At 70.5% G+C, this 23,242-nt stretch carries 23 protein-coding genes and 1 pseudogene; 22 read left to right on the top strand and 2 right to left on the bottom strand.

The genetic code is table 11. The annotated features are described in order from the left end of the window. The 9 genes from AB0J71_RS24420 to AB0J71_RS24380 form a co-directional block, all read left to right on the top strand. A partial coding sequence (locus AB0J71_RS24420; RefSeq protein WP_364416177.1) for a phosphopantetheine-binding protein occupies positions 1–696 on the top strand: 696 nt, incomplete at its 5' end. A 17-nt stretch (positions 697–713) separates the two neighbouring features. Next, on the top strand, positions 714–1,628 hold the full coding sequence (locus AB0J71_RS24415) for a phytanoyl-CoA dioxygenase family protein (protein WP_364416175.1): 915 nt from the start codon (positions 714–716) through the stop codon (positions 1,626–1,628). A gap of 14 nt (positions 1,629–1,642) precedes the next feature. Next, the gene (locus tag AB0J71_RS24410) at positions 1,643–2,629 is read left to right on the top strand and encodes a class I SAM-dependent methyltransferase (protein ID WP_352328152.1); all 987 of its coding nucleotides are present in this window, start codon (positions 1,643–1,645) and stop codon (positions 2,627–2,629) included. A gap of 5 nt (positions 2,630–2,634) precedes the next feature. Continuing rightward, positions 2,635–3,438, top strand: coding sequence for a fumarylacetoacetate hydrolase family protein (locus AB0J71_RS24405; protein WP_364416173.1), 804 nt, complete (start codon positions 2,635–2,637; stop codon positions 3,436–3,438). Beyond that, positions 3,435–4,337, top strand: coding sequence for a hypothetical protein (locus tag AB0J71_RS24400; RefSeq protein WP_364416171.1), 903 nt, complete (start codon positions 3,435–3,437; stop codon positions 4,335–4,337). The genes AB0J71_RS24405 and AB0J71_RS24400 overlap by 4 nt, the downstream gene beginning before the upstream one ends. After that, positions 4,334–5,422 (top strand): 4-hydroxy-2-oxovalerate aldolase, encoded by a 1,089-nt coding sequence (gene dmpG, locus AB0J71_RS24395; protein ID WP_352328149.1) that lies wholly within the window; start codon positions 4,334–4,336, stop codon positions 5,420–5,422. Before AB0J71_RS24400 ends, dmpG begins: the two co-directional genes overlap by 4 nt. Next, entirely contained in the window at positions 5,415–5,657 is a 243-nt protein-coding gene (locus AB0J71_RS24390) for an acyl carrier protein (RefSeq protein WP_352328148.1), read from the top strand. The genes dmpG and AB0J71_RS24390 overlap by 8 nt, the downstream gene beginning before the upstream one ends. Further along, a complete protein-coding gene (locus AB0J71_RS24385) occupies positions 5,654–6,607 on the top strand; it encodes an LnmK family bifunctional acyltransferase/decarboxylase (protein ID WP_364416169.1) in 954 nt (317 codons plus the stop codon). Before AB0J71_RS24390 ends, AB0J71_RS24385 begins: the two co-directional genes overlap by 4 nt. A 122-nt stretch (positions 6,608–6,729) precedes the next feature. Beyond that, a complete protein-coding gene (locus AB0J71_RS24380; RefSeq protein WP_352328146.1) occupies positions 6,730–7,164 on the top strand; it encodes an SRPBCC family protein in 435 nt (144 codons plus the stop codon). A gap of 641 nt (positions 7,165–7,805) precedes the next feature. On the opposite strand, the gene AB0J71_RS24375 is transcribed toward AB0J71_RS24380, so the two are convergent. Then, positions 7,806–8,849 carry a LacI family DNA-binding transcriptional regulator gene (locus tag AB0J71_RS24375; protein ID WP_364416167.1) on the bottom strand — a complete coding sequence of 348 codons (1,044 nt, stop codon included), beginning with the start codon at positions 8,847–8,849 and terminating at the stop codon, positions 7,806–7,808. 136 nt (positions 8,850–8,985) lie between these two features. Here AB0J71_RS24375 and AB0J71_RS24370 point away from each other — a divergent pair, with 136 nt between their 5' ends. Genes AB0J71_RS24370 through AB0J71_RS24335 form a run of 8 tightly spaced genes read left to right on the top strand, consistent with a single transcriptional unit; the run spans position 8,986 to position 18,074 of the window. Further along, positions 8,986–10,608, top strand: a complete 1,623-nt coding sequence (locus tag AB0J71_RS24370; RefSeq protein ID WP_364416165.1) for an ABC transporter substrate-binding protein — start codon at positions 8,986–8,988, stop codon at positions 10,606–10,608. Further along, a complete protein-coding gene (locus tag AB0J71_RS24365; RefSeq protein WP_364416163.1) occupies positions 10,578–11,543 on the top strand; it encodes an ABC transporter permease in 966 nt (321 codons plus the stop codon). Before AB0J71_RS24370 ends, AB0J71_RS24365 begins: the two co-directional genes overlap by 31 nt. A 22-nt stretch (positions 11,544–11,565) precedes the next feature. Further along, positions 11,566–12,399 carry an ABC transporter permease gene (locus AB0J71_RS24360; RefSeq protein WP_352329872.1) on the top strand — a complete coding sequence of 278 codons (834 nt, stop codon included), beginning with the start codon at positions 11,566–11,568 and terminating at the stop codon, positions 12,397–12,399. After that, entirely contained in the window at positions 12,399–13,355 is a 957-nt protein-coding gene (locus AB0J71_RS24355) for an ABC transporter ATP-binding protein (RefSeq protein WP_352329867.1), read from the top strand. Before AB0J71_RS24360 ends, AB0J71_RS24355 begins: the two co-directional genes overlap by 1 nt. Further along, positions 13,348–14,163: an ATP-binding cassette domain-containing protein gene (locus AB0J71_RS24350; RefSeq protein ID WP_364416161.1), complete on the top strand. Its 816-nt coding sequence runs from the start codon at positions 13,348–13,350 to the stop codon at positions 14,161–14,163. The genes AB0J71_RS24355 and AB0J71_RS24350 overlap by 8 nt, the downstream gene beginning before the upstream one ends. Next, positions 14,160–15,572, top strand: a complete 1,413-nt coding sequence (locus AB0J71_RS24345) for an amidase (protein ID WP_352329871.1) — start codon at positions 14,160–14,162, stop codon at positions 15,570–15,572. Before AB0J71_RS24350 ends, AB0J71_RS24345 begins: the two co-directional genes overlap by 4 nt. A gap of 10 nt (positions 15,573–15,582) precedes the next feature. Beyond that, the gene (locus AB0J71_RS24340) at positions 15,583–17,214 is read left to right on the top strand and encodes an amidohydrolase (protein ID WP_364389423.1); all 1,632 of its coding nucleotides are present in this window, start codon (positions 15,583–15,585) and stop codon (positions 17,212–17,214) included. A 50-nt stretch (positions 17,215–17,264) separates the two neighbouring features. Beyond that, complete coding sequence (locus tag AB0J71_RS24335) at positions 17,265–18,074, top strand: hypothetical protein (protein WP_364416159.1); 810 nt, start codon at positions 17,265–17,267, stop codon at positions 18,072–18,074. A gap of 24 nt (positions 18,075–18,098) precedes the next feature. Here AB0J71_RS24335 and AB0J71_RS24330 read toward each other — a convergent pair whose 3' ends face one another. After that, positions 18,099–18,302: a hypothetical protein gene (locus tag AB0J71_RS24330; RefSeq protein ID WP_364416157.1), complete on the bottom strand. Its 204-nt coding sequence runs from the start codon at positions 18,300–18,302 to the stop codon at positions 18,099–18,101. Between the two features lie 288 nt (positions 18,303–18,590). Between AB0J71_RS24330 and AB0J71_RS24325 the strand changes: the two are divergent. The 5 genes and pseudogenes from AB0J71_RS24325 to AB0J71_RS24305 form a co-directional block, all read left to right on the top strand. Continuing rightward, positions 18,591–19,447, top strand: a pseudogene (locus AB0J71_RS24325) (transposase); the annotation flags it as partial. Between the two features lie 296 nt (positions 19,448–19,743). Beyond that, positions 19,744–21,387 (top strand): Tox-REase-5 domain-containing protein, encoded by a 1,644-nt coding sequence (locus AB0J71_RS24320; protein WP_364416155.1) that lies wholly within the window; start codon positions 19,744–19,746, stop codon positions 21,385–21,387. A gap of 2 nt (positions 21,388–21,389) precedes the next feature. Then, positions 21,390–22,130 (top strand): Imm52 family immunity protein, encoded by a 741-nt coding sequence (locus AB0J71_RS24315; protein ID WP_364416153.1) that lies wholly within the window; start codon positions 21,390–21,392, stop codon positions 22,128–22,130. A gap of 324 nt (positions 22,131–22,454) precedes the next feature. Beyond that, positions 22,455–22,610 (top strand): hypothetical protein, encoded by a 156-nt coding sequence (locus tag AB0J71_RS24310; RefSeq protein WP_352325858.1) that lies wholly within the window; start codon positions 22,455–22,457, stop codon positions 22,608–22,610. A 52-nt stretch (positions 22,611–22,662) separates the two neighbouring features. Next, entirely contained in the window at positions 22,663–22,917 is a 255-nt protein-coding gene (locus tag AB0J71_RS24305; RefSeq protein WP_352325857.1) for a hypothetical protein, read from the top strand. Positions 22,918–23,242: the final 325 nt, after the last annotated feature.

Genomic DNA, 23,242 nt, shown 5'->3' with positions numbered 1-23,242 from the left:
CTGGGGCGGCCGGGTCTGACCGCGGCGGCGTTCGTGCCGCACCCTTTCCGGGCCGGGGCGCGTCTCTACCGCACCGGTGACCTGGTACGGCAGCGGTCGAGCGGTGATCTGGAGTTCATCGGCCGGGTCGACGGCCAGGTGAAGATCCGCGGGTTCCGTGTCGAACCCGGTGAGATCCAGGCGGTGATCGCGTCGGTTGCGGGGATTCGGCAGGCGGTGGTGGTCGCCCGGGCCGAGGAGGCGGGAACCAAGGGGCTGCTTGCCTACCTCGTCAGCGACTCGCCCGCGGCGGAGACGGTGAGCATGGTCCGCGCCGCCTTGCGTGCGCGGTTGCCGGAGTACATGGTGCCCTCGGCGTTCGTGGTGGTGGACGAGGTGCCGCTGACGGCCAACGGCAAGGTGGACTGGCGGGCCCTGCCGGAGCCGGGATCGGGGCGGCCGGAGCTGGGCAGCGCGCCGGTCCGGCCGCGCTCCGAGGTGGAGGAGGTGCTGGCGTCGATCTGGGCTGCGGTCCTGGGCCTGGACGAGGTGGGCGTGGAAGACAACTTCTTCGACCTCGGCGGACACTCCCTGCTGGCCGCCGAGGTCGTCGGCGTCGCCAACGACCAGGGCTTGCCCGTCACCCTCGTCGACATGTTCGAACACCAGACCATCGCGGCGATCGCGGCCAGGTTGCGTGAGAGCGGAACTCGCTGAGCCGAAGGAGGCTAGAGATGACAGACATCGATCCGGTCAAGTTGAGAGAGGAATACGACGAGAACGGCTTCGCGATTCTCCGTGGCGTGATCGACTCCGAACTCGTCCGGGAAGCCGGCGCCCACACAGCATGGCTGGGGCAGAAGTATCCGGATCTACGGCCCGAGGAATACCACCACCCGCTGATGCGGAACGACGCCTTCTGGGTCCGCATGGTCGCGGACGAACGGCTCGTCGACATCGCCGAGCTGTTCCTCGGCCCGGACATCGCCTGTTTCACCGGCCATTACGTCTGCAAGCCGCCGTACGACGGCCGGCCCGTCCTGTGGCATCAGGACGGCGCCTACTGGAAGCTCGACCCGATGGAGGCCCTGACGGTCTGGGTCGCGGTGGACGCGTCGACGACCGAGAACGGGTGCCTGCGCGTGATCCCCGGAAGCCATCGCGCTGCCATGCACGAGCCCGTCCCCCGCTCGGACATCCCGAACATGCTCTTCTCCACCTGCGAGGAGGACCTGGTCCAGGAGTGGCTGGACAAGGCCGGCGAAGTGGCCATCGAGCTCCAGCCGGGCGACGTGTCGATCCATCACCCGCACCTGCTGCACCACTCCAAGCAGAACACGTCCGCGATGCGGCGGTGCGGCCTCGACGTGGGATACATGGCGGCGACCACCCGTATCTCCAACGAGGGGCTCTACCTGGATCCCCTCCTGGTCCGCGGTGCTCCGATCCCCGAGATCAACAACTACCGTCCCTACCCCCTGTGGCAGGAGGGCGAGACGATCCCGTTCGCCGGCGACGCGGAGTGGAACGAGCGGGCCGCCGCGATGAACGGCAAGTACGGGTTCAGCGAGGTGGAGCGCGACGAGAGCCCTCTTGAGGCCGCCCACCGCATGGTGCGGCGCCTCAAAGAGGGGACCGTCAAGAGTTGATCCGAAGGGGACGAATGAACAGCAACGATGCCAAGGAGATCGCGGCGGACCTCGCCGCGAACGCCGCCCTGCTGGAAATGGCCGAGGAACTGGGGATCTCCACGCTCCTGGACCGGGCGGCGCCGTTCACGCTCGACGAGGTCGTGGCGGCCGCCGGGGTCCCTGAGGCCGGCGCCCGCTCCTTCCTGCGCGCCCTGCTCGCCGCCGGGCTCGTGGAGCAGGGCGCGGACGCGCGCAGCTTCATACCGTGCGCCGATCTGGCCGATCGCCGCTACGAGGCGGGTTACCTCTCGTGGGCGCTCAACGCGAACCGCCCGTACATCGATCATGCGGTGGAGTTCCTGAGCGGGCCGGAGGCGGCCGCCGGGCAGTACCGGCGCGACGGCCGGCGGGTCGCCATCTCCTCGCGCTGGATCGGCTCCTACGGCTTCTACCCGGGCATCGTCGCGGAGATCGCCGGCCGCAAGCCGCAGCGCGTCGTCGACCTCGGCGCGGGCGCGGGCAGGCTGCTGATCCACCTACTGACCACGCTGCCGAGCAGCACCGGCCTGGCGCTGGACATCAGCCCGGCGGCGTGCGAGGAGGCCGAGCGGTCCGCCCGGCGGGCGGGCGTGCACGACCGGCTCACGGTGGCGAACCGCTCCATCGAGTCGCTCGTGGAGGACCCGGGCCCGATCCGTGGCGCGGACGTGGTGCACGCGGGCTTCGTGATGCACGACGTGGTGGGGGACCAGGAGGTGTTCGACGGCATCCTGCGCGCCTGCCGCGACTCCATCGCCGACGGCGGGTGCCTGGTCGTGACCGACGCCGTCCCTTACGCGGACACCCCGCGGGACCGCGCCTTCAGCGCCCTGTTCACCTACCTGCACGCCGGCTCGATGCAGGTGCTGCTGCCGCCCGAGGCCGAGTGGCGCGCCGGGTTCCGGCGGGCGGGGTTCACCGACGTGTCCTGCACGCCGCTGCGGATGCCCGGCAGCCGCCTGTTCGTGGCCGCCGGGTGACCGCGATGCCGTTACGTGATCACGAGGACACCGTACGCCGGGCCAGGGCACTCTACGAGGCCAGGAAGAGCCGGGTGCCGATCCCGCCGTTCACCGACACGGACCCGGAGCTCGGCATGGACGACGGGTACGCCGTCCAGCGAGAGCTGGTCGCGCTCCTCCTCGCGGACGGCGACGCCGTCATCGGGTACAAGGCGGGCCTCACCTCCGCCCCGATGCGCAGCATGTTCGGGGTCGACACCCCGGACTACGGGCCGGTGCTGTCCTCCACGGTTCTGGCCGACGGCGCGACCGTGTCGTGCGAGGCGTTCATCGCGCCCAAGGTGGAAGCCGAGATCGTCTTCCGGCTGGCGAAGCCGCTGGCCGGACCGGGAGTGACCGTCGAGCGGGCACGCGCTGCGATCGGTGAGGTCCGCGCCGGGCTGGAGATCGTCGACTCGCGGATCGAGGACTGGCGCATCGGGCTCGCCGACACGATCGCCGACCTCGCCTCGAACGGCGCCGTCGTCGTCGGGCACCCGGTCCCGCCCTCGCCGGACCTGGACTACCGGCTGGTCGGCATGGCCTTCTCCCGCGACGGCGAGCTGGTGGCGACCGGGGCGGGCGCCGCAGCCATGGGCGATCCGGTCGCGGTCGTGGCCTGGCTGGCGAACGTGCTCGGTGAGCAGGGGGTCTCGCTGGAGGCCGGGCATCTGATCATGACCGGTGCGCTGCACGCGGCGGTCCCGCTGCGCCCCGGCGACACGTTCACGGCGGAGTTCGACCATCTCGGCGCGATCACCTTGCACGTCGGCGGGGGAGGGGCATGAAATCGGACGGACGGCTGTCCGTGGCGGTGCTCGGCGCCGGGCTCATCGGGGTCGACCTGGCGATCAAAATCATCCGCTCCGACGCCCTCGACCTGCGGCTCGTCGCGGGCCGGGACGTCGCCGCCCCAGGGTTGCGGCAGCTCGCCCGGCTCGGCGTGCCGGTCGCGACCGACGGCGTCCGCTCCCTCCTCGCCACCGAGGAGCCGTTCGACGTCGTCTTCGACGCCACCAACGCCGCGGCCCACGCCGAGCACGCGGAGCGGCTCGTACCCCTCGGCACGAAGCTCGTCGACCTGACGCCCAGCAAGGCGGGGCACCTGGTCGTCCCGACCGTCAACGGGGCCGATGTCACCGGCCGCCACGACATAGCCGACATCAGCATGGTGACCTGCGGCGGGCAGGCCTCGATCCCGGTCCTGCACGCGATCGCGCGGGCATACCCGATCGACTACATCGAGGTGGTCACCACGGCCGCCACCTTGAGCGTGGGCCGCGGGACGCGCCTGAACCTCGACGAGTACGTGGAGACCACCCAGGACGCGATCCGCGACTTCACCGGGGTCGAGAACGTGAAGGCGCTGCTCAATATCAGCCCGGCCCGGCCGCCGGCGACCTTCCGGGTGTCCATGTCCCTGCTGGGCCGGGGCCTCGAAGCCGGTGTGGTGAGCGCGCTGGCGGCGACGGCCGTGAGCGAGATGCGCCCATTCGTCAGGGGGGTCGACGTCATGGCGTGCACCGTGAACGACGGCAGGGCCTTCGTCGCCGTGGAGGTCACCTCCTCCGGCGACCGCATCCCCTCCTACGCCGGGAATCTCGACATCATCAACTCCGCCGCGCTCACCGTCGCCGAGTTGTACGCGGCGCACCGGCCGGCGATCGCAGGGGCGGAAACGTCATGAGCCAGACAGCGGACACCAGGGACGAGCGCGCGGGCAGACCGATCCTGATCCACGATCCGACGCTGCGCGACGGCCACCACGCGGTGCGGCACGACCTCGGGCGCGAGCAGTTGCGGGCGTACGCGGAGGCCGCGGACGCCGCGGGCGTGCCGGTGGTCGAGGTGGGCCACGGCAACGGGCTGGGCGCCTCATCCCTCCAGGTCGGCCAGGCGCGGCTGAGCGACGACGAGATGCTCTCGACCGTCAGGGAAGCCCTGTCGTCCAGCAGGCTGGGCGTCTTCATGCTGCCCGGGTGGGGCACGGTCCGCGACCTCAAGAAAGCCCTCTCGCACGGCACCGATCTGGTCCGGATCGGTACCCACTGCACCGAGGGGGACCTCGCCGAGCGGCATCTGGGGTACCTGCGCGACGCGGGCGTGGAGGCGCACGGCGTCCTGCTGATGAGCCACATGGCGAGCCCCGGGCGGCTGGCCGAGGAGTGCGCGCGCCTCGTCGGGTTCGGCGCGACCGGCGTGGGCATCCTCGACTCCTCGGGTCACTACCTCCCGGCGGACGTCACCGAGCGGGTCGCGGCCATCCGGGCCGCCGTGGACGTGCCGGTGATGTTCCACGGCCACAACAACCTCGGCATGGCCGTGGCGAACTCGATCGCCGCCGCCGAGGCGGGCGCCGACATCCTCGACGCCTGCGCCAGGGGCTTCGGCGCCGGCGCCGGCAACACGCAACTGGAGGTCCTGGTGCCTGTCCTGGAACGGCTCGGGTTCCGTACGGGCATAGACCTGTACCGGCTCCTCGACGCGGCGGACGTCGCCGGGCGGACGCTGATGCCCGCCCCGCCCACCATCGACTCCATCTCCATCGTCAGCGGCCTGGCCGGAGTCTTCTCCGGGTTCAAGAACCGGGTGCTCGACGTCTCCGAACGCGAGGGCGTCGATCCGCGCGACGTCTTCTTCGAGCTGGGCAGGCTCCAGGCGGTCGCCGGCCAGGAGGACCTCATCGTCGACGTGGCGCTCACCCTGCGCAGGTCCGCCGGCGGCACCGGCTCATCGATCAGCACGAACGAAAGAGGGGCAAGCCGTGTATGAGGCGCTCAAGGACATCTTGGTGGACCACTTCCAGATGCGAGCGGATGATGTCACCGCGACTGCGAGCCTGGTCGAAGTGGGGCTGGACTCCCTCGCTGCGGTCGAGCTGTCGGATGTGTTGAGCAGCAGGTTCGGCATCGAGGTCCGCGACTACGAGCTCCTGGAGCTCGCCACGGTCGGGGACGTCGCCCGCCTGCTGGAGGAGTGCGCCGCCACCCGGACGTGGCCGCGATGAACGGCGCGACGGACCAGGCCCGCATGGTCGACCTCGCCTCCATGACGCGGAAGGTGGTCGTCTCTCCCGGGATGTGCGGCGGCGGCTCGCTCGTCTTCGGCCGCATCGGGGACTGGACCTGGGAGGCCGTGGCGGCGGCGTGCGGCACCAACGTGCACCGGGCCCGCACGGCGGACGGGGACCCCGCCTACCTGTCCTTCTACTATTACCGGGTACGCGGGGGGAAGGTCGTCCACCCGCATGGCCTCACGTTCGGTGACGAGCTCCAGGTGGACTCGCGCGTGTTCCAGTTCGGCAGCCAGTCGGTGCTGACGCTGCACCGGCTCGCGCCCCTCGCCCTGGGCCTCGCCGCGACCCCGCTGGACCCGGCGGAGATGTACGAGCTGCCCCATCCGGACTGCATGTACGTGGAGAACTTCAACCGGTGGGTCACGCGCGGCCGCCCGGCCAGCAACCGGGGCCTCGCCCAGGTCGTGCCTCCCGACTTCGTCTTCGCCGGCCTGCCGCGACTGCCGAACGACTACTCGCCGCGCACGCTGGTCGGCCGGGCCCGCGGGGCCGGAAGTTTCTGCGCTCCGGCCCCGCCTGGTTACGCGATGGCCGGCCCCGAGCACACCTTCGAGTACACGCTGGATGTCACGCGGGACATCAACGGCGCCGGACTGGTGTATTTCGCCTCCTATTTCTCCATCTTCGACTCTGCGTTGCTGCGCCTGTGGCGCTCGCTGGGTCGCGCCGACGAACAGTTCCTCCAGCGCCGCGTGATCGACCAGAAGGTGGGTTACTTCGGCAACGCGGACCCCGGCGCCGTGTTCGCCATCGCCGTCCGGAGATGGCACGACCCGGCCCAGCCGGAGATCGAGATCATCGACATGGCACTGCGCGACTCCGTCACGCATCATCTGCTCGCGACCACGGCCGTCGAGATCGAGTGCGGGCCCCAGAACTGAGCTCGGGAAGCCTAGGCTTTCCGGGCTCGTCGAGCTTGGTCGGGGAGCGCCTGCTGCCGGGGCGGTGATCATGAACGTTCACCGTGTTCAGTTGTGGCTCGCCAACCTCGTACCATCGCCGAATGATCGAGCTTCAGGAATACGGGGAGATCGCCTGCCCGGCCGCGCTGGTGTGGGCGGTCGTCGCCGACTACGGCCAGGATCCACGTTGGCGCAAGGGCGTCGAGACGATGGCGCCGCGCCCCGAAGGCATCGTTCAGGTGGGCACCACCACTGCTGAGGTGATGCGGTTCGCGGGTCGGACCTATCGCAACGGCGGCGAGGTGATCCAGGTGGAGCCGGGTCGCTCGTTCGCCTGGCGCACCACCTCGGGGATCGACGCCGAGGGCGGCAGGCTCGTCGAGCCGCTCGGCGCGGACCGGTGCCGCTTCACCTTCCATGTGCGAGTCGCCCCGCGCGTGACCTCCGAAAGGTTGCTGGAGCCGGCGCTGAAGTGGTTGTTGCGACGGTCGATCCGCGCCGACGTCCGCCGATTGGCCGGCCTCTGCGCTTCCTGACCCCGAGGTCACCTCGGTGCGGGGTCGCCGGGAACGATCAGCCGCTCATGCCACGCGACGTCTGTGGCCACCGCACCCAGCGTCGTCGGCTTGTGCGAGGGGTGGGGTCGTGGTGGTTCGCGTCCTGTCGGGGCTGCCGCCAGGGATCGGCTTCCAGGTGCCGGAGGTGGTCTGCCGGGCGCGGCCTCGCATCCGTCCGGTGCGGCTTCTTCTGCAAGCGGTTCACAACGTGTCGGTGAGGGCGTCGAGGTCGGCCAACGGCTGGGACGAGTAGGCCACGATCACCCCGGACTCCGGCCAACGCAGGCGCGGCCTCGTCCTGGACGTCGACCGCGACCTCGCCGTCATCCAGGTGCTCGAAGGCGCCGAAGGACTCAGCGCGAGGACGACCGGGGTCGCCTTCCCGGGAAGCCCGCTGCGCGTCCCGGGCGGGGCAGGCTGGCAGGGACGGGTTTGCGACGGCCGGGCCGCCCGCTGGACGGAGGCCCCCGATCTTCGGCGACGACAGTGTCCCGGTGGCCGGCCTCCCGATGAATCCCACGGAACGAGAGCCGCGACTCGTGACCGCACGGCGAGACCGATCCTTCTTCCGCACCGCCCTCACCGTGGCGTGGACGACTCTGCGCCCGCCACGGAAGTGATCACTTCCCGACTCCCGGCACGGAGCGGGGATCGGAGGAGGCCCGGACGTCGAACCTCGCCTGGAGCAGCCGGCCGCCCGCGACACCGCGGCCCTCGATGAGGTCGACGAGCATCCCGACCGCGATGTCGGCCGTCTCGACCGGCAGGAAGCTGAGCGTGCTGACGGGCGGATCCGTGAACGGCGCCGTGGGATCCTCCGTCGCGCAGACCAACAGCAGGTCGCCGGGCACCGACCTGCCGAGTTTGCGGATCCTGTCCAGGAGCAGCGACGGGCTGATCTCGACGAGCACGACCAGCGCGTCCGGCGGCTCGGGATCACTCAGCAAGCTCTCCACCGCGGCGAGCGCCGGCTCGAACCCGGGGCCGTCGAGCTGGGCCAGCAACGGGTCGCGGCCCCTTTCCGCACTCCAGTCGAGGTAGGCCTGGACGGAATCGCGGTGGTAGCAGGCCGTGGTCGGGGCGCCGACCGCGGCGATCCGCCGGGCGCCTCCCTCCTCCAGGTGGTCGAGCACGCCGCGCAGGGCCGCGCCGTAGTCGAAGTCGACCCACGGCCACGGTGTCCCCGCCACGGCTCTGCGGTCGGAGACCACGGCCACCCCCGCGGCGAGAAAGTCTCCGACCAGCGGATCTCCCTCGACCGGATCCACCACGAACACGCCGTCGAGAGGCAGGTCGGTCCAGTAGTCGTCGGGGCCGGTGGTGGGCAGCAGCACCACGCCGTATCCGTGGGTCATGCCCGCGCGGGTGGTGGCGGCGGTCAGCCGGGCGAAGTAGGCGAGCTCGGTGTAGAACCACGGATGCTCGACGAACTCGCGGGCGGCGAGGCCGAGCAGGCGTGAGCGCCCGGCGCGCAGCCGCCGCGCCGTGGCGTTCGGCCGGTAGCCGAGCCGGCGCGCCACCTGCCGGACATGCTCGCGGGTGGCGTCGGGGAGGCGGCCCGCGCCGTTGAGCGCGTCCGAGACGGTGGTCTTCGACACCCCCGCCGCGCGGGCGACGTCCACCAGGCGCACGCGCGCGGCGGCCTTACGGTTTGGCTCGTCCATGGGTCCGATCTTTGCAGGATGTCAGGCGATTCGCCACCTCGCTGACCGTTGCTGAATCGTTCCTTCAATGTCTTGTGCAGGAACGTTCCTTCACCAATACTCATGGCACTTTCCCGCACGAGGATGAGGTGGTCCGATGCGTACCGCTCGACTCGCCGTCGCGGCGCTGGCCGTACTGGCGGCCACTGCCTGTGGAGGGGGCGCGGCCGCCCCGAAGGCCGCCGGCTCCGCAACCTTCACCGTCACGGCGGACCTGCCGCCGGCCAAGGGCCCGGTGGACGCCGTGACCTGGGCGCTCTACGCGGAGCCGCAGTCGCTCGACTACGCCTACGCCTTCGATTACCCGCCCAACACCGTGCTCGCCAACGTGTGCGAGCAGCTCATGCGGATCACCCCCGGCTCCCGGGTGGAGCCGGGGCTGGCCAGTAAGGCCGAATCCCCGGATCCCGGGCGCTGGGTGTACACGATCCGCCAGGGCGTGCGCTTCCACGACGGATCGCCGCTCACCGCCGACGACGTGGTGGCGAGCATGCGGCGGCACATGGACCCGGCGGTGGGTTCGTACTGGGTCTCGTCCTACCAGAACGTCAAATCGGTGGAGAAGACCGGCCCCATGGAGGTCACCGTCCACCTGAAGAAGCCCGACCACCTGTTCAACGAGCAGATGGGCACCTCGGCCGGGACCATCGAGAGCGCCGCGTTCCTGGCCGCGCAGGGCTCCGGGTACGGCACCCCCGACAAGGGCGTGAACTGCACCGGCCCGTACTCCCTCGACAAGTGGGAGAAGGGGCAGGCGATCAACCTGAAACGCTTCGACGGCTACTGGGACCCCGCGCTCAAGGCCAGGGCCGCGACCGTGCGCAACGTCTTCATCTCCGACCCGGCGGCCCGCGTCAACGCCCTGCTCTCGGGCGAGGCGGACGGCAGCTACCTGGTCCCCACCACCGGCTTCACCCGCCTGGGCAGCGCCTCCAGCGGCAAGCTGTACTTCGGCCCCAACACCGCGGCCGTCAGCCTCATCCCGCTCAACCTCAAGGGCACGCTCGGCGACCTGAGGCTGCGCAAGGCGCTGTCCATGGCGCTCGACCGCAAGAGCATTCTCCAGGCCAGCGTGGCCGGGGTGGCCACGCCGGCGAAGGCGCCCGCGGCGATCGGCGCGTGGGGCATCGCCCCTGAGGCGGCCAAGCAGTACTACGCCAAGCTCCCCGAGCTGAACACCGACCTCGAAGGGGCCAGGAAGCTGGTCAAGGAGGCCGGCGGGACGGGCAAGAAGATCGTGATCGCCACGAGCACGATGGCTCCCGACATCGGCGTCATCGCCAACGCCGTCCAGGCCGCGGGCCAGGCCATCGGACTGAGGGTCGAGCAGAAGGCGGTGGCCCCCGACGCCTACTCCGCGCTGTTCTCCGACCCCAAGGCCCGTCAGGGCGTCGACCTGGTCATGACCATCTGGTACGACTCCACCCCCGATCCGCTGGAGTTCTACGGAATCCTGCAGACCGGCAACTTCGCCAACTACGGCGGCTACTCCGACCCCGAGTACGACAGGCTCGTCGACCAGGCGGGCGCCGAGGCCGACCCCGCGGCCCGCGCCGCCGTGGTCGCCAAGCTCCAGGAGATCGCCGTCCGGGACATGGTGTGGATCCCGCTGTACGAGGTGCCGCACAGCATGTTCCTCAACAAGCGGCTCACCGGCGCGCCCACCGGCATCACCCAGCTCGTCTATCCGTGGGCGGCAGTGCTCGGGTCGGCGAACTGATGGGCGCCTTCCTGGCCCGCAGGCTCGCCGGTCTGGTGGCGACGCTGGTCGGGGCGTCGTTCGCGGTGTTCTCCGCCGTGTACCTGGCTCCCGGAGACCCGGCCTCCTTCCTCACCCATGGGCGTTCGGCCTCTCCGCAGGCGATCGCGGCGATCAGGGCGCAGTACCACCTGGACGATCCGTTCCTCATGCAGTACCTCAAATGGGTCGGCGGCGCGGTGACCGGGGACTTCGGCCGGTCGGTGCAGTTCCGGCAGGACGTGACCGGGCTGCTCCTGGCCAGGCTGCCCACGACGCTCTTCCTGGTCGGCTACGCGGGGCTGCTCATCGTGGTCGCGGGGCTGATCCTCGGCGCCCTGGCCGCGCTGCGGCCCGGGCCGCTCGACCGGATCGTCCTCATCGGCACCGGGGTGGCCACCGCGACCCCCTCCTTCGTCGCGGCGATCGGGCTGATCTCGCTGTTCTCCGTCCAGCTCGGCTGGTTCCCCGCCTTCGGCAACGGCGAGGGACCGGTCGACCGCGTCTGGCATCTGACCCTGCCCGCGGCCGCGCTCGCCCTGACGTTCGCCGGTCTGCTGGCCCGGGTCACCCGCTCGTCCATGCTGGAGGAACTGGCCCGCGAGCACGTCGAGGTGGCACGCTCGCGTGGCGTCCAGGAGAACGCGGTGATCCGGCGCCACGTCCTGCGCAACTCCCTCGGCCCGATCAGCACGGTCACCGGCACGGTGATCGCCGGGCTGCTCGTCGCGACTTCGATCGTGGAGACCGCCTTCGGCCTGTCCGGGATCGGGCAACTGCTGGTCAGCTCGGTCACTGTCAAGGACTTCCCGGTCGTGCAGGCCGTCACCACCTTGATCGTCGTCGTCTTCGCGGCCGCCAACCTGCTGGTCGACCTGGTTCAGCCGGCCATCGATCCGCGTCTGCGCAGGGCGTAGTGAAGGAGTCCTCTTGACAGCCGTGACCTTCCACCGCCGCTACCGGCTTCCCGCGGACCGGATGACCGTCGCCGGCGTCGCCGTCCTGGCCGTCCTGGTGACGGTGGCGATCCTGGCGCCGGTCGTGGCCCCGCACGATCCGCTCGCCATCGACTTCTCTGCCGCGTTGAGCGGCCCGAGCGCCGATCACCTGCTCGGGGCCGACCAGTCCGGCCGCGACATCCTGTCACGCCTGATCCACGGCGCGCGGGCGGGACTGCTCGGCCCGCTCCTGGTGGTGACCCTGTCGACGGTGGCGGGCACCCTGCTCGGTGTCCTGGCCGCCTGGACCGGCGGTGTGCTCGACGCGGTCCTGTCCCGCGCCATGGACTTCGTCTTCGCCTTCCCCGCGCTGCTGCTGGCGATCACGCTGGTGGCCATGTTCGGCCCCGGCCTGACCGCGCCCGTCGTGGCGATGAGCATCGCCTACACCCCCTACGTCGGACGGCTGGCGCGCGGCGTCGCCCTGCGGGAGATGTCCCGCCCCTACATCCACGCCTACCGGGTGCAGGGCTGGTCCGGGTGGGTCATCTGCCTGAAACACCTGGTCCCCAATGTCGTCCCGCTGATCCTCGCCCAGTCGGCGATCAACTTCGGCTACGCGCTCATGGACCTCGCGGCGCTGTCCTTCCTCGGGTTCGGCACGCAACCGCCCGTCCCCGACTGGGGCGCCATGATCAACGAAGGGGCCTCCGCCCTGCTCCAGGGCGCCATGCTGCCCGCGCTGGCCCCCGGCGCGGCCGTCGTGATCACGGTGGTGGCCTTCAGCGTCGTCGGCGAGGGCATCGCCGACCGCGTCTCCGGGAGGGAGCGCTGATGCTCCAGATCGACGATCTGACCGTACGGCTGGCGCCCGGCCAGGCGGCCCGGCCCATCCTGGACGCGGTGTCGCTGCGCGTCGCCCAGGGCGAGGCCGTCGGGCTCGTCGGCGAGTCCGGGTCGGGCAAGTCCGTCACCTGCCGGGCCGTGCTCGGCCTGCTGCCCGGGCGGACCGCCGTGAGCGGGCGCGTCCTGGTCGACGGCCAGGACGTGCTGGCGCAGACCGCCGCGGGGCTGCGTGCCCTGCGCCGCCGGCGCGTGGCGATGATCTTCCAGGATCCGCGGGCGTCGATCAATCCCGTCCGGCGGATCGGCGACTTCGTCACCGAGGGACTGCGGGCGGGCGGGCTGCCGTACCGGCAGGCTCTCGATCGGGCGGAGGGGCTGCTGGAGGCGGTGGGCATCGAGGATCCGAAAGCCGCGCTGCGCCGTCACCCGCACGAGTTCTCCGGCGGGATGCTGCAACGAGTGATGATCGCCGGGGCGCTGGCCGCGGAGCCCGACCTGCTGCTCGCCGACGAGCCGACGACCGCCCTGGACGTCACGACGCAGGCGGAGGTCATCGCGATCCTGTCCCACCTCAGGACCGCGCGCGGGATGGGCATGCTGTTCGTCACCCACGACCTGGAGCTGGCCGCGGCCATCTGCGACCGCATCTACGTGATGTACGCGGGCCGGATCGTCGAGGAGCAGGCCACCGGCGAGCTCTTCGCCCGCCCCCGGCACCCGTACACGGCCGGGCTGCTGGCGGCCACGCCCCGGCTGGAGTCCCCCGAGCCGCCGCACGGCGTGCCCGGCAGGCCGCTGTCGCTGGCCGAGTCCCCGGCCGGGTGCGCCTTCGAGGCCCGCTGCGCTCTGGCCGTCGAACGATGCCGGGAGCGACGGCCCGACCTGGAGATCCTGGAACGCGCGCAGGTGGCGTGCCTGAGAGCTGGAGAGCCGGTCCATGACTGAGAACGTGCTGGAGGTCGAGGGGCTGCGCAAGGCGTACGGCCACAAGGCGGCCGTGGACGGCGTCTCCTTCTCGCTGCGGGCCGGCGGCTCGCTCGCCGTGGTGGGCGAGTCGGGATCGGGCAAGACGACGACCGCGCGGATGCTCGTCGGCCTGGAGCTCCCGGACGCCGGGCGGATCAGCGTCGAGGGCCGGAACCGCTCGCGCGCCCCGCGGGGCCGCCGGGCCAGGCTGTCGCGGGCGCGCGAGATCCAGATGGTCTTCCAGGACCCCTACCTCTCCCTGGATCCGCGGATCAGCGTGAGCGAATGCGTGGAGGAGCCGCTACGCCTGCATTTCGCCCTGGACAAGGAGGCCCGGCGGGCCCGGCGCGAGGAACTGCTGGAGCGCGTCGGGCTCGGCGAGCGTGAGGCCGCCGTACGGCCCAGGCGGTTGTCCGGCGGCCAGCGCCAGCGGGTCGCCATCGCCCGCGCGCTGGCCACCGCGCCGAAGGTGCTGATCCTGGACGAGGCCACCTCGGCGCTCGACGTGTCCATCCAGGCGCAGATCCTCGACCTGCTGGCGCGGATCCGTCGCGACCTCGATATCGCCTACCTGTTCATCACCCACGACCTGGCCCTGGTCCGGCACGCGGCCGACGACATCGTCGTGCTCCACCGCGGCAAGGTCGTCGAGGCCGGGCCGACCGCGCAGGTCCTGGCCGCCCCCCAGCATCCCTACACCCGCCTGCTGCTGCACTCCGTGCCGCGGCCGGGCTGGGATCCTGCCCAGATCGCCGCCGACCGGCGCGCCCTTCAGGAGATCATGTGAGTGAGCTCGCACACCTGTCCGCCACGCAAGCTCTGAAGCTGTTCAGGACCCGGGCCCTGTCGCCCGTCGAGCTCATGACCGCGGTCATCGAGCGGGCCGAGGCCGTCGAGCCGCGGGTCAACGCGCTCAGCGAGACGATGTTCGACGAGGCGCTCGATCAGGCCAGGAAGGCCGAGCGCGCCTACCTCGGCAACGGGTCGCCGCGGCCGCTCGAAGGGCTGCCGGTCGCCACCAAGGACGAGCAGCCGATCGCCGGAAGGCGTGCCAGCGACGGTTCCCTGGCCCACGCCGGCCACGTCGCCGACACCACCCATCCGGTCGTCGAACGGGTCGTCGCCGCCGGCGGGATCGTCCATGCCCGCACCACCACGCCGGAGTTCTGCTGCGCCGCCTACACGCACTCCCGGCTGTGGGGCCTCACCCGTAACCCCTGGAACCTGGACTACTCGCCCGGCGGTTCCTCCGGCGGCGCGGGCGCGGCCCTGGCGTCGGGGACGGCGACGCTCGCCACGGGGTCCGACATCGGCGGCTCGATCCGCCTGCCCGCCGCGGCCACCGGCACGGTCGGATACAAGCCGCCTTACGGGCGGGTGCCCGCGATGTCGCCGTACAACCTGGACCACTACTGCCATGACGGGCCGATGGCCCGTACCGTCGCCGACTGCGCGCTCCTGCAGAACGTCATCGTCGGGCCGCACCCGGCCGACGTCGTGTCCATCCGCCCCGCCGTGCACATCCCCGAACGCCTCGGCGACGTCGCCGGGTTGCGCATCGCCTATTCCCCCGACCTGGGGAACTGGGAGATCGAGCCGGACGTCGCGGCCAACACCCGCGCGGTCGCCGACGCGCTGGCCGCGGCCGGCGCCATCGTGGAACAGGTGGAGGTGCCGCTGCGGCGCGCCGACGTCATGCGCGCGGCCTTCATCCACTTCGGCGCCATCTTCGGTCCCATGGTCGCCGGCGTGGCGGACACGCACCGCGACGAGCTCACGCCCTACGCCCTCGCCTTCGCCGAGGACTCGCGCGCCGCGCTGGCGCGGGACGGCTTCCTGGCCGGGCTGGAGCTGGAGGGCCGCATCTACGCCGTGATCGGCGACGTGCTCGACCGGTACGACGCGCTGATCTGCCCCACCGCGGGCACCGCCGCGCTGCCCGCGGGCGAGGACTACGTGGACACCAAGCTGACGGTCAACGGGGTCCAGTTCGACCACTACCTGGAGTACTCGCTGACGACCGTCTTCAACATTGCCAGCCGCTGCCCCGTGCTCAACGTCCCGTCCGGTCTCGCGTCGAACGGCGTGCCGACGGGGACGCAGATCGTCGGCCGCAGCTACGACGACGCGACGGTCTTCCACATCGGCGCCGCCGTCGAACGCGTCCTGCCGTGGCCCACACGCCCGCAGCTCTGAGGAGACTTTCATGACTTTTGCCGACAAAACTGCCGACATCGTGTTCCTCAACGGCCGGGTGCGCCCCATGGCCGGCGCTCCCAGCCGCGCGCTGGCCGTACGCGACGGGCGGATCCTGGCGCTCGGCGAGGTCGAGGAGGTGCGCGACCTGGCCGGCCCGCGGACCGAGATCGTCGATCTGGCCGGCCGGACCCTGCTTCCCGGGTTCCAGGACGCCCACGTGCACCCGGTGCTGGCCGGACTCTCCATGACCCGGTGCGACCTGCACGAGGCGCGGGACGCCGCCGACGCCCTTGCCGTCGTCCGCGCGTACGCCGCGGCCAATCCCGAGGTGCGCTGGATCTCCGGCGGCGGATGGTCCATGGAATGGTTCCCCGGCGGCACGCCGAGCCGGATCGCCCTCGACGAAGTCGTCCCCGACCGGCCGGTCTACCTGACCAACAGGGACGGGCACGGCGCATGGGTCAACACCGAGGCCCTGCGGCTGTGCGGCGTCCACGACGGAACCCCCGACCCGAACGACGGGCGCATCGAGCGCGAACCCGATGGAACCCCTCAAGGAACCCTGCACGAGGGCGCCGCCTCGCTCGTGGGCAGGCACGTGCCCGAGCCCACGGACGAGGACCTGCTCCGCGGCCTCCAGGCCGGCCAGCGACGCCTGCACCAGGCCGGAGTGACGGCATGGCAGGACGCGATGGTCGGCCCGGAGGTCCAGCGCGCCTACGAAGCAGCCGCCGACGCCTCCATACTCACCGGGCGCGTGGTCGGCGCCCTGTGGTGGGATCGAGAGCGGGGCGAGGAGCAGATCCCCGAACTGCTCGCCCGCCGTACCACCACCGGACGGTTCAGAGCCACCAGCGTGAAGATCATGCAGGACGGCGTGGCGGAGAACTACACCGCCGCCATGACCTCCCCCTACCTGGACGGCTGTGGATGCCGGACCGGCAACAGCGGCATCAGCTTCGTCGGGCCCGAGGACCTGCGCGCCTACGTCACCCGGCTGGACGCCGTCGGGGTCCAGGTCCACGTGCACGCCGTCGGCGACCGGGCCGCCCGGGAGGCGCTGGACGCGTTCGAGGCGGCGCTCAAGGTCAACGGGCGCAAGGGCAACCGGCATCACATCGCCCATCTCCAGGTCGTCCATCCCGACGACGTGCCGCGGTTCGCGGCCCTGGAGGTCACCGCCAACATCCAGCCGTTGTGGGCGGCGCACGAGCCGCAGATGGACGAGCTGACCATCCCCTTCCTCGGCGACCGGCGCGCCGCCTGGCAGTACCCCTTCGGCGACCTCCTGCGCTCGGGCGCCGCCCTCGCCGCGGGCAGCGACTGGCCGGTCAGCAGCCCGGACCCGTTCCTCGGCATCCACGTCGCCGTCAACCGGATGCTCCCCGACGGATCGGGGCGGCCGTTCCTGCCCGCGCAGCGCCTCTCGGTGGCGGCGGCCCTGTCGGCGTACACGATCGGCACCGCCCGGATCAACCACCTCGACACCAGGACCGGGACCATCGAGCCCGGCAAGCTCGCCGACCTCATCGTCACCGACGCCGACCCGTTCGCCGTACCCTCCGGTGACCTGGGCGGCATCACCGTCCTCGCCACCTACGTGGAGGGACGACAGGTGCACGCGCATCCGTCCTTCTGACCGCTCGCCGCCGTGACGAGATGGTGATCACCGTTTGCGATCATCGGCTCATGAAGCGCATGAGCGCCGTGCTGGTGATGGCCGGCCTGCTGAGTGTCACGATTCCCGGCGGCGCCGTTCGCGCGGCTCCTGAGTCGCAGTCCCTCGACTCCGTCGTCGAAGCGATCCAGCACCAGTTCGCGAAGAAGGGCAGCGTGCGGTTCACCGTCAAGCGGCGCGGCGGGCCTCCGGCCACCTGGGACATCAAGGCGTCCGGCGCGTACCGCTTCAACGCCTCAGGCGTGTACGCCGCCGACACCACGACGATCTCCCAGGAGGCAGGGGGGACGGGCCGGTCTCGGGAGATCAGCGTCGGCCCGGACTTCTACTCCCAGGGCTACGTACGTTCCAAGGACGGCAAGTACATCTGGAAGTCGCCGTCAACGGTGGGGAAATGGACCTACGGCGGGCGGAACCTTTCCGGCGTCATCTGGGGAGAGGACCTGATCAACGGAATCAACCCCGGATTCCTCAGGCTGGGCGCCCACAACGGTGCCTTCAGCGGCGACGGCGGAACATTCGAGGGAGTCCGGACCACGGTCTTCAACGGCGTCGTGACGGTTCCGGAGGTGGGGGAGCGGCAGGCCGGCATGTTCTTCGAAACCGAGCAGGAGGGCGGCTCGTGGCGCGGGTCCATCACCTGGAAGCTGTGGGCGGGCCCGGACAATCTGCCGCGACGCTTTCACGCCATCCTGAGGTTCACCTCGGCGTACGGGGGCGATGAGGTCGAGACGATGACGATGAACATCATCTATCGAGGTTGGGGGAGCCCGGTCAAGATCACGGCCCCGCCCAGGAGCCTCGTCACCGATGACTGGTGATCCGACGGGCACGTCCGGCCGTGTTCACGGGGTGGTGCCCATGCCGTACTGAGCTGCCTGCAACGACCACAGCTGCGCGTATTCGCCGCCGAGAGCCAGCAGCTCCTGGTGGCTGCCGCTCTCGGTGATCCGGCCGTCCTGCAGGACGAAGATGCGGTCGGCGTGCTGCACGGAGTGCAGTCGATGGGTGATGAGGATGACCGTGCGTCCGCCGGCCAGGGCGCGCACCCCGGCGAAGGTCTCGGCCTCGGCGCGGGGTCGAGGGCGGCGGTCGGCTCGTCCAGGACCAGCACGGGTGCGTCCCGGAAGTACGCGCGGGTGACCGCGGCGGCGCAGGCGAGCGCTTCGGGGGTGGGGCCGGTGGTGTGGCGGCCGATGGCGACGTTGGCGGACACGGTGAAGGGCCATCGTTCGTAGCCCTGGGACAGCAGGGCCACCTGGTCGAAGAGTACGCCCGGTGGCCCTGGTAGGCCATCGAACAGGGCACGTGGAGATCTCACCGACGAGGAATGGTCCTTGATCGAGCCTCACTTACCTCTGGGTGAGCGGGGCCCGATCCCGGATCTGCGGCGGCTGTTCAATGCGGTGATGTGGCGGTTTCGTACCGGCAGCCCGTGGCGTGACCTGCCGGAGGAGTACGGGCCATGGTCCACCGCATACGACCGGTTCCGTACCTGGGCGCGGGACGGCGTGTTCGAGCAGCTGATGCAGGCCGTGATCGCCGAGGCCGCAGCCCGGGGACAGGTCGGCCTCGCCCTGGTCAGCGTCGACTCCACCACCGCCCGCGCCCACCATCATGCCGCCGGGATGGTCTTGGACGGTGAGCTGAGCGCAGCCCTGGAAGAAGCCGTCGAGCAGGAAAGGGGGCTGCGCCAAAGGGGCAAAACGCCCCCGACGGCGACCCCGGCGACGAAGAGGTCAGGGACAACGTCGACGGGGACGACGGGAGGAACGAGCGGCGCCGGCTGCGACGCCGATACCGGTTCCGGCTGAAGGCCGCCAAGCTGGGCCGCTCCCGGGGCGGGTTGACCAGCAAGGTGCATCTGGCGGCCGATGGTCGATGCCGTCCGCTGTCCTTCGTCCTGACCGCCGGCCAGGCCGGAGACAGCCCGCAGTTCCGCCCGGTGCTGGAGCACATCAAGGTCCGGCTAGCGATCGGCCGTCCGCGCACCCGGCCGGGCGCGGTGGCCGCGGACAAGGCCTACTCCTCGCGCGGCAACCGCGCCTACCTGAGCCGGCGCGGGATCAAGGCGGTCATCCCGGAGAAGGCCGACCAGGCAGCCAACCGCAAGAAACGCGGATCTGCCGGCGGCCGGCCGGTCACCCATGATCCCGATCTCTACAAGCAGCGCAACACAGCCGAACGCTGCATCATCACGTTGCACCTTGACGGGCTGACGAAGCGAGGTCGCGGGGGATGAGCGACATGCCTGAGAATCGCCCGGGCGAAGAACTGCCACCGCCTATCGGTCCTCCCGCGTCTGGGCCGCCGTGGTCTTCCGGCCCTCCTGCGTCCGGGCCGGCACCGCCTACCGGTCCTCCCGTGCCCGGCTTGCCACCCCCTGGCCCTTCCTTTCCCGGCGTTCCTTTCCCGGGCCCGCCGGTCCCGGGTGGCCCGCCGGTTCCAGGTGGTCCGCCGGTCGGCCGACGGACGCCGAATCGTCGCCGGATGTGGTTCCTCGTCGGCGGAGGAGCGGTGGCGGCGCTGGCCGCGGTGGCCGTCGCGCTCACCCTTCTGATCAGCAGCTTAGGTCGCCTGCCCGGCCTGACCCGCCCGGTGAACACGGCAGGCCCCGCTGCGACCACGGAGGTCAACAGCGCGATCAGCCATCTGGCCGGGCTCCCGGCGGCTCACTACAGGGGAACGCTGGCCGACCGCGGCCAGCAGCTGGGCCTCGACGTCAAGGTCACCTCAAAGGGGTCGACGGCGGGCACGGTGACCGTGAGCGGTCAGAAGATCAAGATATTCACCGCCGGCGGTAGCACCTATGTGAAAGCCGGACCGGGCTACTGGCGCACGAACGGCGCCACTGCGCGCCTGAGCAAGGAGTACGCCAAGCGCTGGGTCAAGATGAGCACCGGACCCGCCGGTTTCGCGCTGTCGAAGCTCCTCGCCCCGCCCAGTCTTGCCCGGCTGCTGGGCCTGTCCGGACAGGTCGACTTGTCGAGCGGCCCGGTCACCAAGGTCAACGGCGTCCAGGCACGTAAGGTGACTGCGCCGATTGGCGCCATCTATGTGACGACGACTGCTCCGTACCAGATCGTCCGCATCGATTCCGGGGCATCCGGCGGCGGTCCGGCACCTCCCACCCCCCATATCACCGGCACCGGTCTCTCCGGCGGCGCCCTCGTCGTGCGGCCGGCGCGATGGCGTGACGATTTCCGGTTGAACATCACCGTCTCCGCGATGACGGGTGCCCAGGCACGGACGTTCATCGACCAGCTCAAGCAGGAAGCCAAGGCCCTCAGGGGCGCCATCGACTCCAGCGTGGCCTTCTCGGCGGCGAGCTCCGGCAGGCTGTCCCCCTGTAACAACAGCGGCTGCACCGCCACCATCACGATCAGCAACCGGGTAAAGCTCGACAGCCCCTATCTCAAGGTCGGCGCGATCACCGCCGACGTCATCATCGACTTCCAGCTGGACGGCAGGCCTGCCGGCTCATGCCGGCGGCAGGTCTCCATCCCTGCCAACGGCGAAGCGGACGTCACCTGCAGCGTCTCCTACCACGCCGCCACCAACCGCAGCCACAGCGTCCGCGCGCAGTCCACCGGATTCGCCCGGGCCCTCGTCAAAGCCGAGATCCCGGCCACCATCAAGGCACTTGAGGCGGAACAGCAGGCAATCCCCTCTGCCAGCTCTGACACCGACAACATCGTGACCGACGCCCGCGTTCTGAGGACGCCGCGGGTGGGCACGACCGGCGGCGGACCGGGCAGATGGATCAAAATCAACTACACCAAGCGCAGGCACTGGATGCGTTACCAGGAGCAGGTCACGGGCGTTCGGATCAGCCGCGAGTACAAGGTCAACGGCGTCAAGTTCGACGGGTACGACGGCCCTCGGGGAGTCCTCCTGGATGCCAAGCTTGGCTACAGTAAGAAGCTTGACGAGCATGGAAACCTCACCAAGAAGCAGGCGGACAAGTTCAAGGTTCAGGCCAATCGGCAGATCGAGGCCGCCAAGGGGACCGGCAGGTCCATCGAATGGAGGTTCTCCAACGAGCGGGTGGCCGATGCCGTCAGGGAGTTCTTCGAAGAAGAGGGCATCAACATCAAGGTCGACTATCAGCGGATGAACTGGAAGATCAGATAATCGTGCGCAAGATTCTGGTGCGGGGATTCTGGGGTCCTCGCCGGCAGTCTGCGCAGGACTGCGCCGAACGCTGGGCCGCCTGCTTGACGAGGCTTCAGCGCACCGCTCCCGAGCTGTTCACCACCTGGCACTCGCCGCTGGACGAGGATGAGAAGGATCCTCCTGCGCTCAAGCCCGACGCAGGGAGCCTGCTGGCCGAAATGGCGCGCCTCGACGAGTACCTGGAGGTGGAACTCGGTGCCACGAAGGCGGAGCTGGGCTTCACCCTTTCCGCTTGGAGCACCGCGCCGCACGGGGGAAGCGTCGTATTCCGCGGAACCGTGGGCTCTCATGCCGAAGGCTCAGAGGTCCGCAACAGCATCACGGTGACGATGCAGGGCGAAGAGGTGGCGGCGCACGGCTGGGAGGTCGCCGCCGGCATCCTCACCATCGTCGCCGAGCACTGGGACATCGACTGGGGGGACGCGGGCCACGCCCAACTGTGGGCCCGGCTCAAGGAACATCGGTCGCTGCGGCCGTCCGACCTGCGAGCCGGATACGTCACCTACCTGTCGGCCCGCCGCTGGGCGGAGGCCCCGGCCTCGCAGGAGGGGACGATCACTCCCTTGGGCGGCGGTGCGCTCATCGATCTGAGGGCGGAGGTGACCCGCGCGAGCAGTGATGACCCAGTTGTCCGGCTTGATCAAACGCTCGCCGCCTCGCCCGCGTTCACGCCGGTGCCTGACGACCGCGGGACCTGGTGAACCGTTCGATGAAGCTGTCACTCAAGTGCCGGTGACGCGGTGAAGGCGACGAGCCGAGCCGCCATGGTCGCGGCTGCCGCCACTCCTGGTGTCCAAGATGATGCTCGTGGCCGGTCTCACCGAAGGGCAGATCGCGCGGGCGGTCATCGAAGCGGCCGACCTCGACGGTGTGGCGACTACGTCGGGCGGTGACGCTTGATGACGGTCATCTGGACGCGCCACGAGTACACGTACGCTCCCGCGCCCGAGGTGTAGCCTGGCCGCCGGATCGTCTACACGACGCAGGCCGGCCGAGGGCCGGGAACGCCGGCGATCGACCGGGGCATGCACAAGGTGGTCGAACCGCTCAAGCGGAGCGGCAACGTCTGGGTACTCCAGTGCGAGCGCGAGGTGTTCTTCGGGCATCACCCGCAGGCCGGGGTGCCCATCGCCGATGCGGCCTTGATCAGCGTCGGCGCCGAGGGCGATGATGCCTCATGAGCGCCACCGTGAAGCTCCGCATCTGGTCCGAGACGCGACGCGGAGGTCAGCGATGAACGCCACGCCGATCGACCTCACCGAGGGGCAACGCAAGCTCTTGATCCGCATCCGGGACTCCACAGTGATCACTGGCGACGTGAACACCTTGTGGGGCGACTGGGCGAAGCGCGCTGCCTTCAAGTGGCTGGCCGAACAGGGGCTGATTCGCGACGAGCGGGACGATCTTGCGAATGGTCACCGCTGGCACCTCACCGACGCGGGCCGCGCCGAACTGGAACGGCGCGGGACCGGGGAACACCGACGATGAGTGAGGTCCTGGACTATGGCGAGGTAGTGGCCGTTGACGCTGGCGATCTCGGTCAGGCACTCTGGGTGAGGCTCAGAGGGGCGTCCTTCTCCCGAAGCTGTCCCCAGCCGTCAGGTGGCGCTGATCGGGCACGCCTGTTCTGGCCGGTTCCGGAATGGCTGAATCGCAGGTCAGCGCATCCGAGACAATCTCCATGCGGATTCGGGCGCATCCCAGCGCTGACGCCCGGTGCCGAAAGCTGCGGTTCGCCGGGCTGGTCGGGGTCCTGCTGAACGATCCCTGATGTTCGGCTCCTGCTACACGCAGCTCACCGACGTCTTTCAGG

The organism is Nonomuraea sp. NPDC049637, assembly GCF_040675235.1.
GTDB lineage: Bacteria > Actinomycetota > Actinomycetes > Streptosporangiales > Streptosporangiaceae > Nonomuraea.
This window is presented reverse-complemented; position numbering and strand designations above follow the sequence as displayed.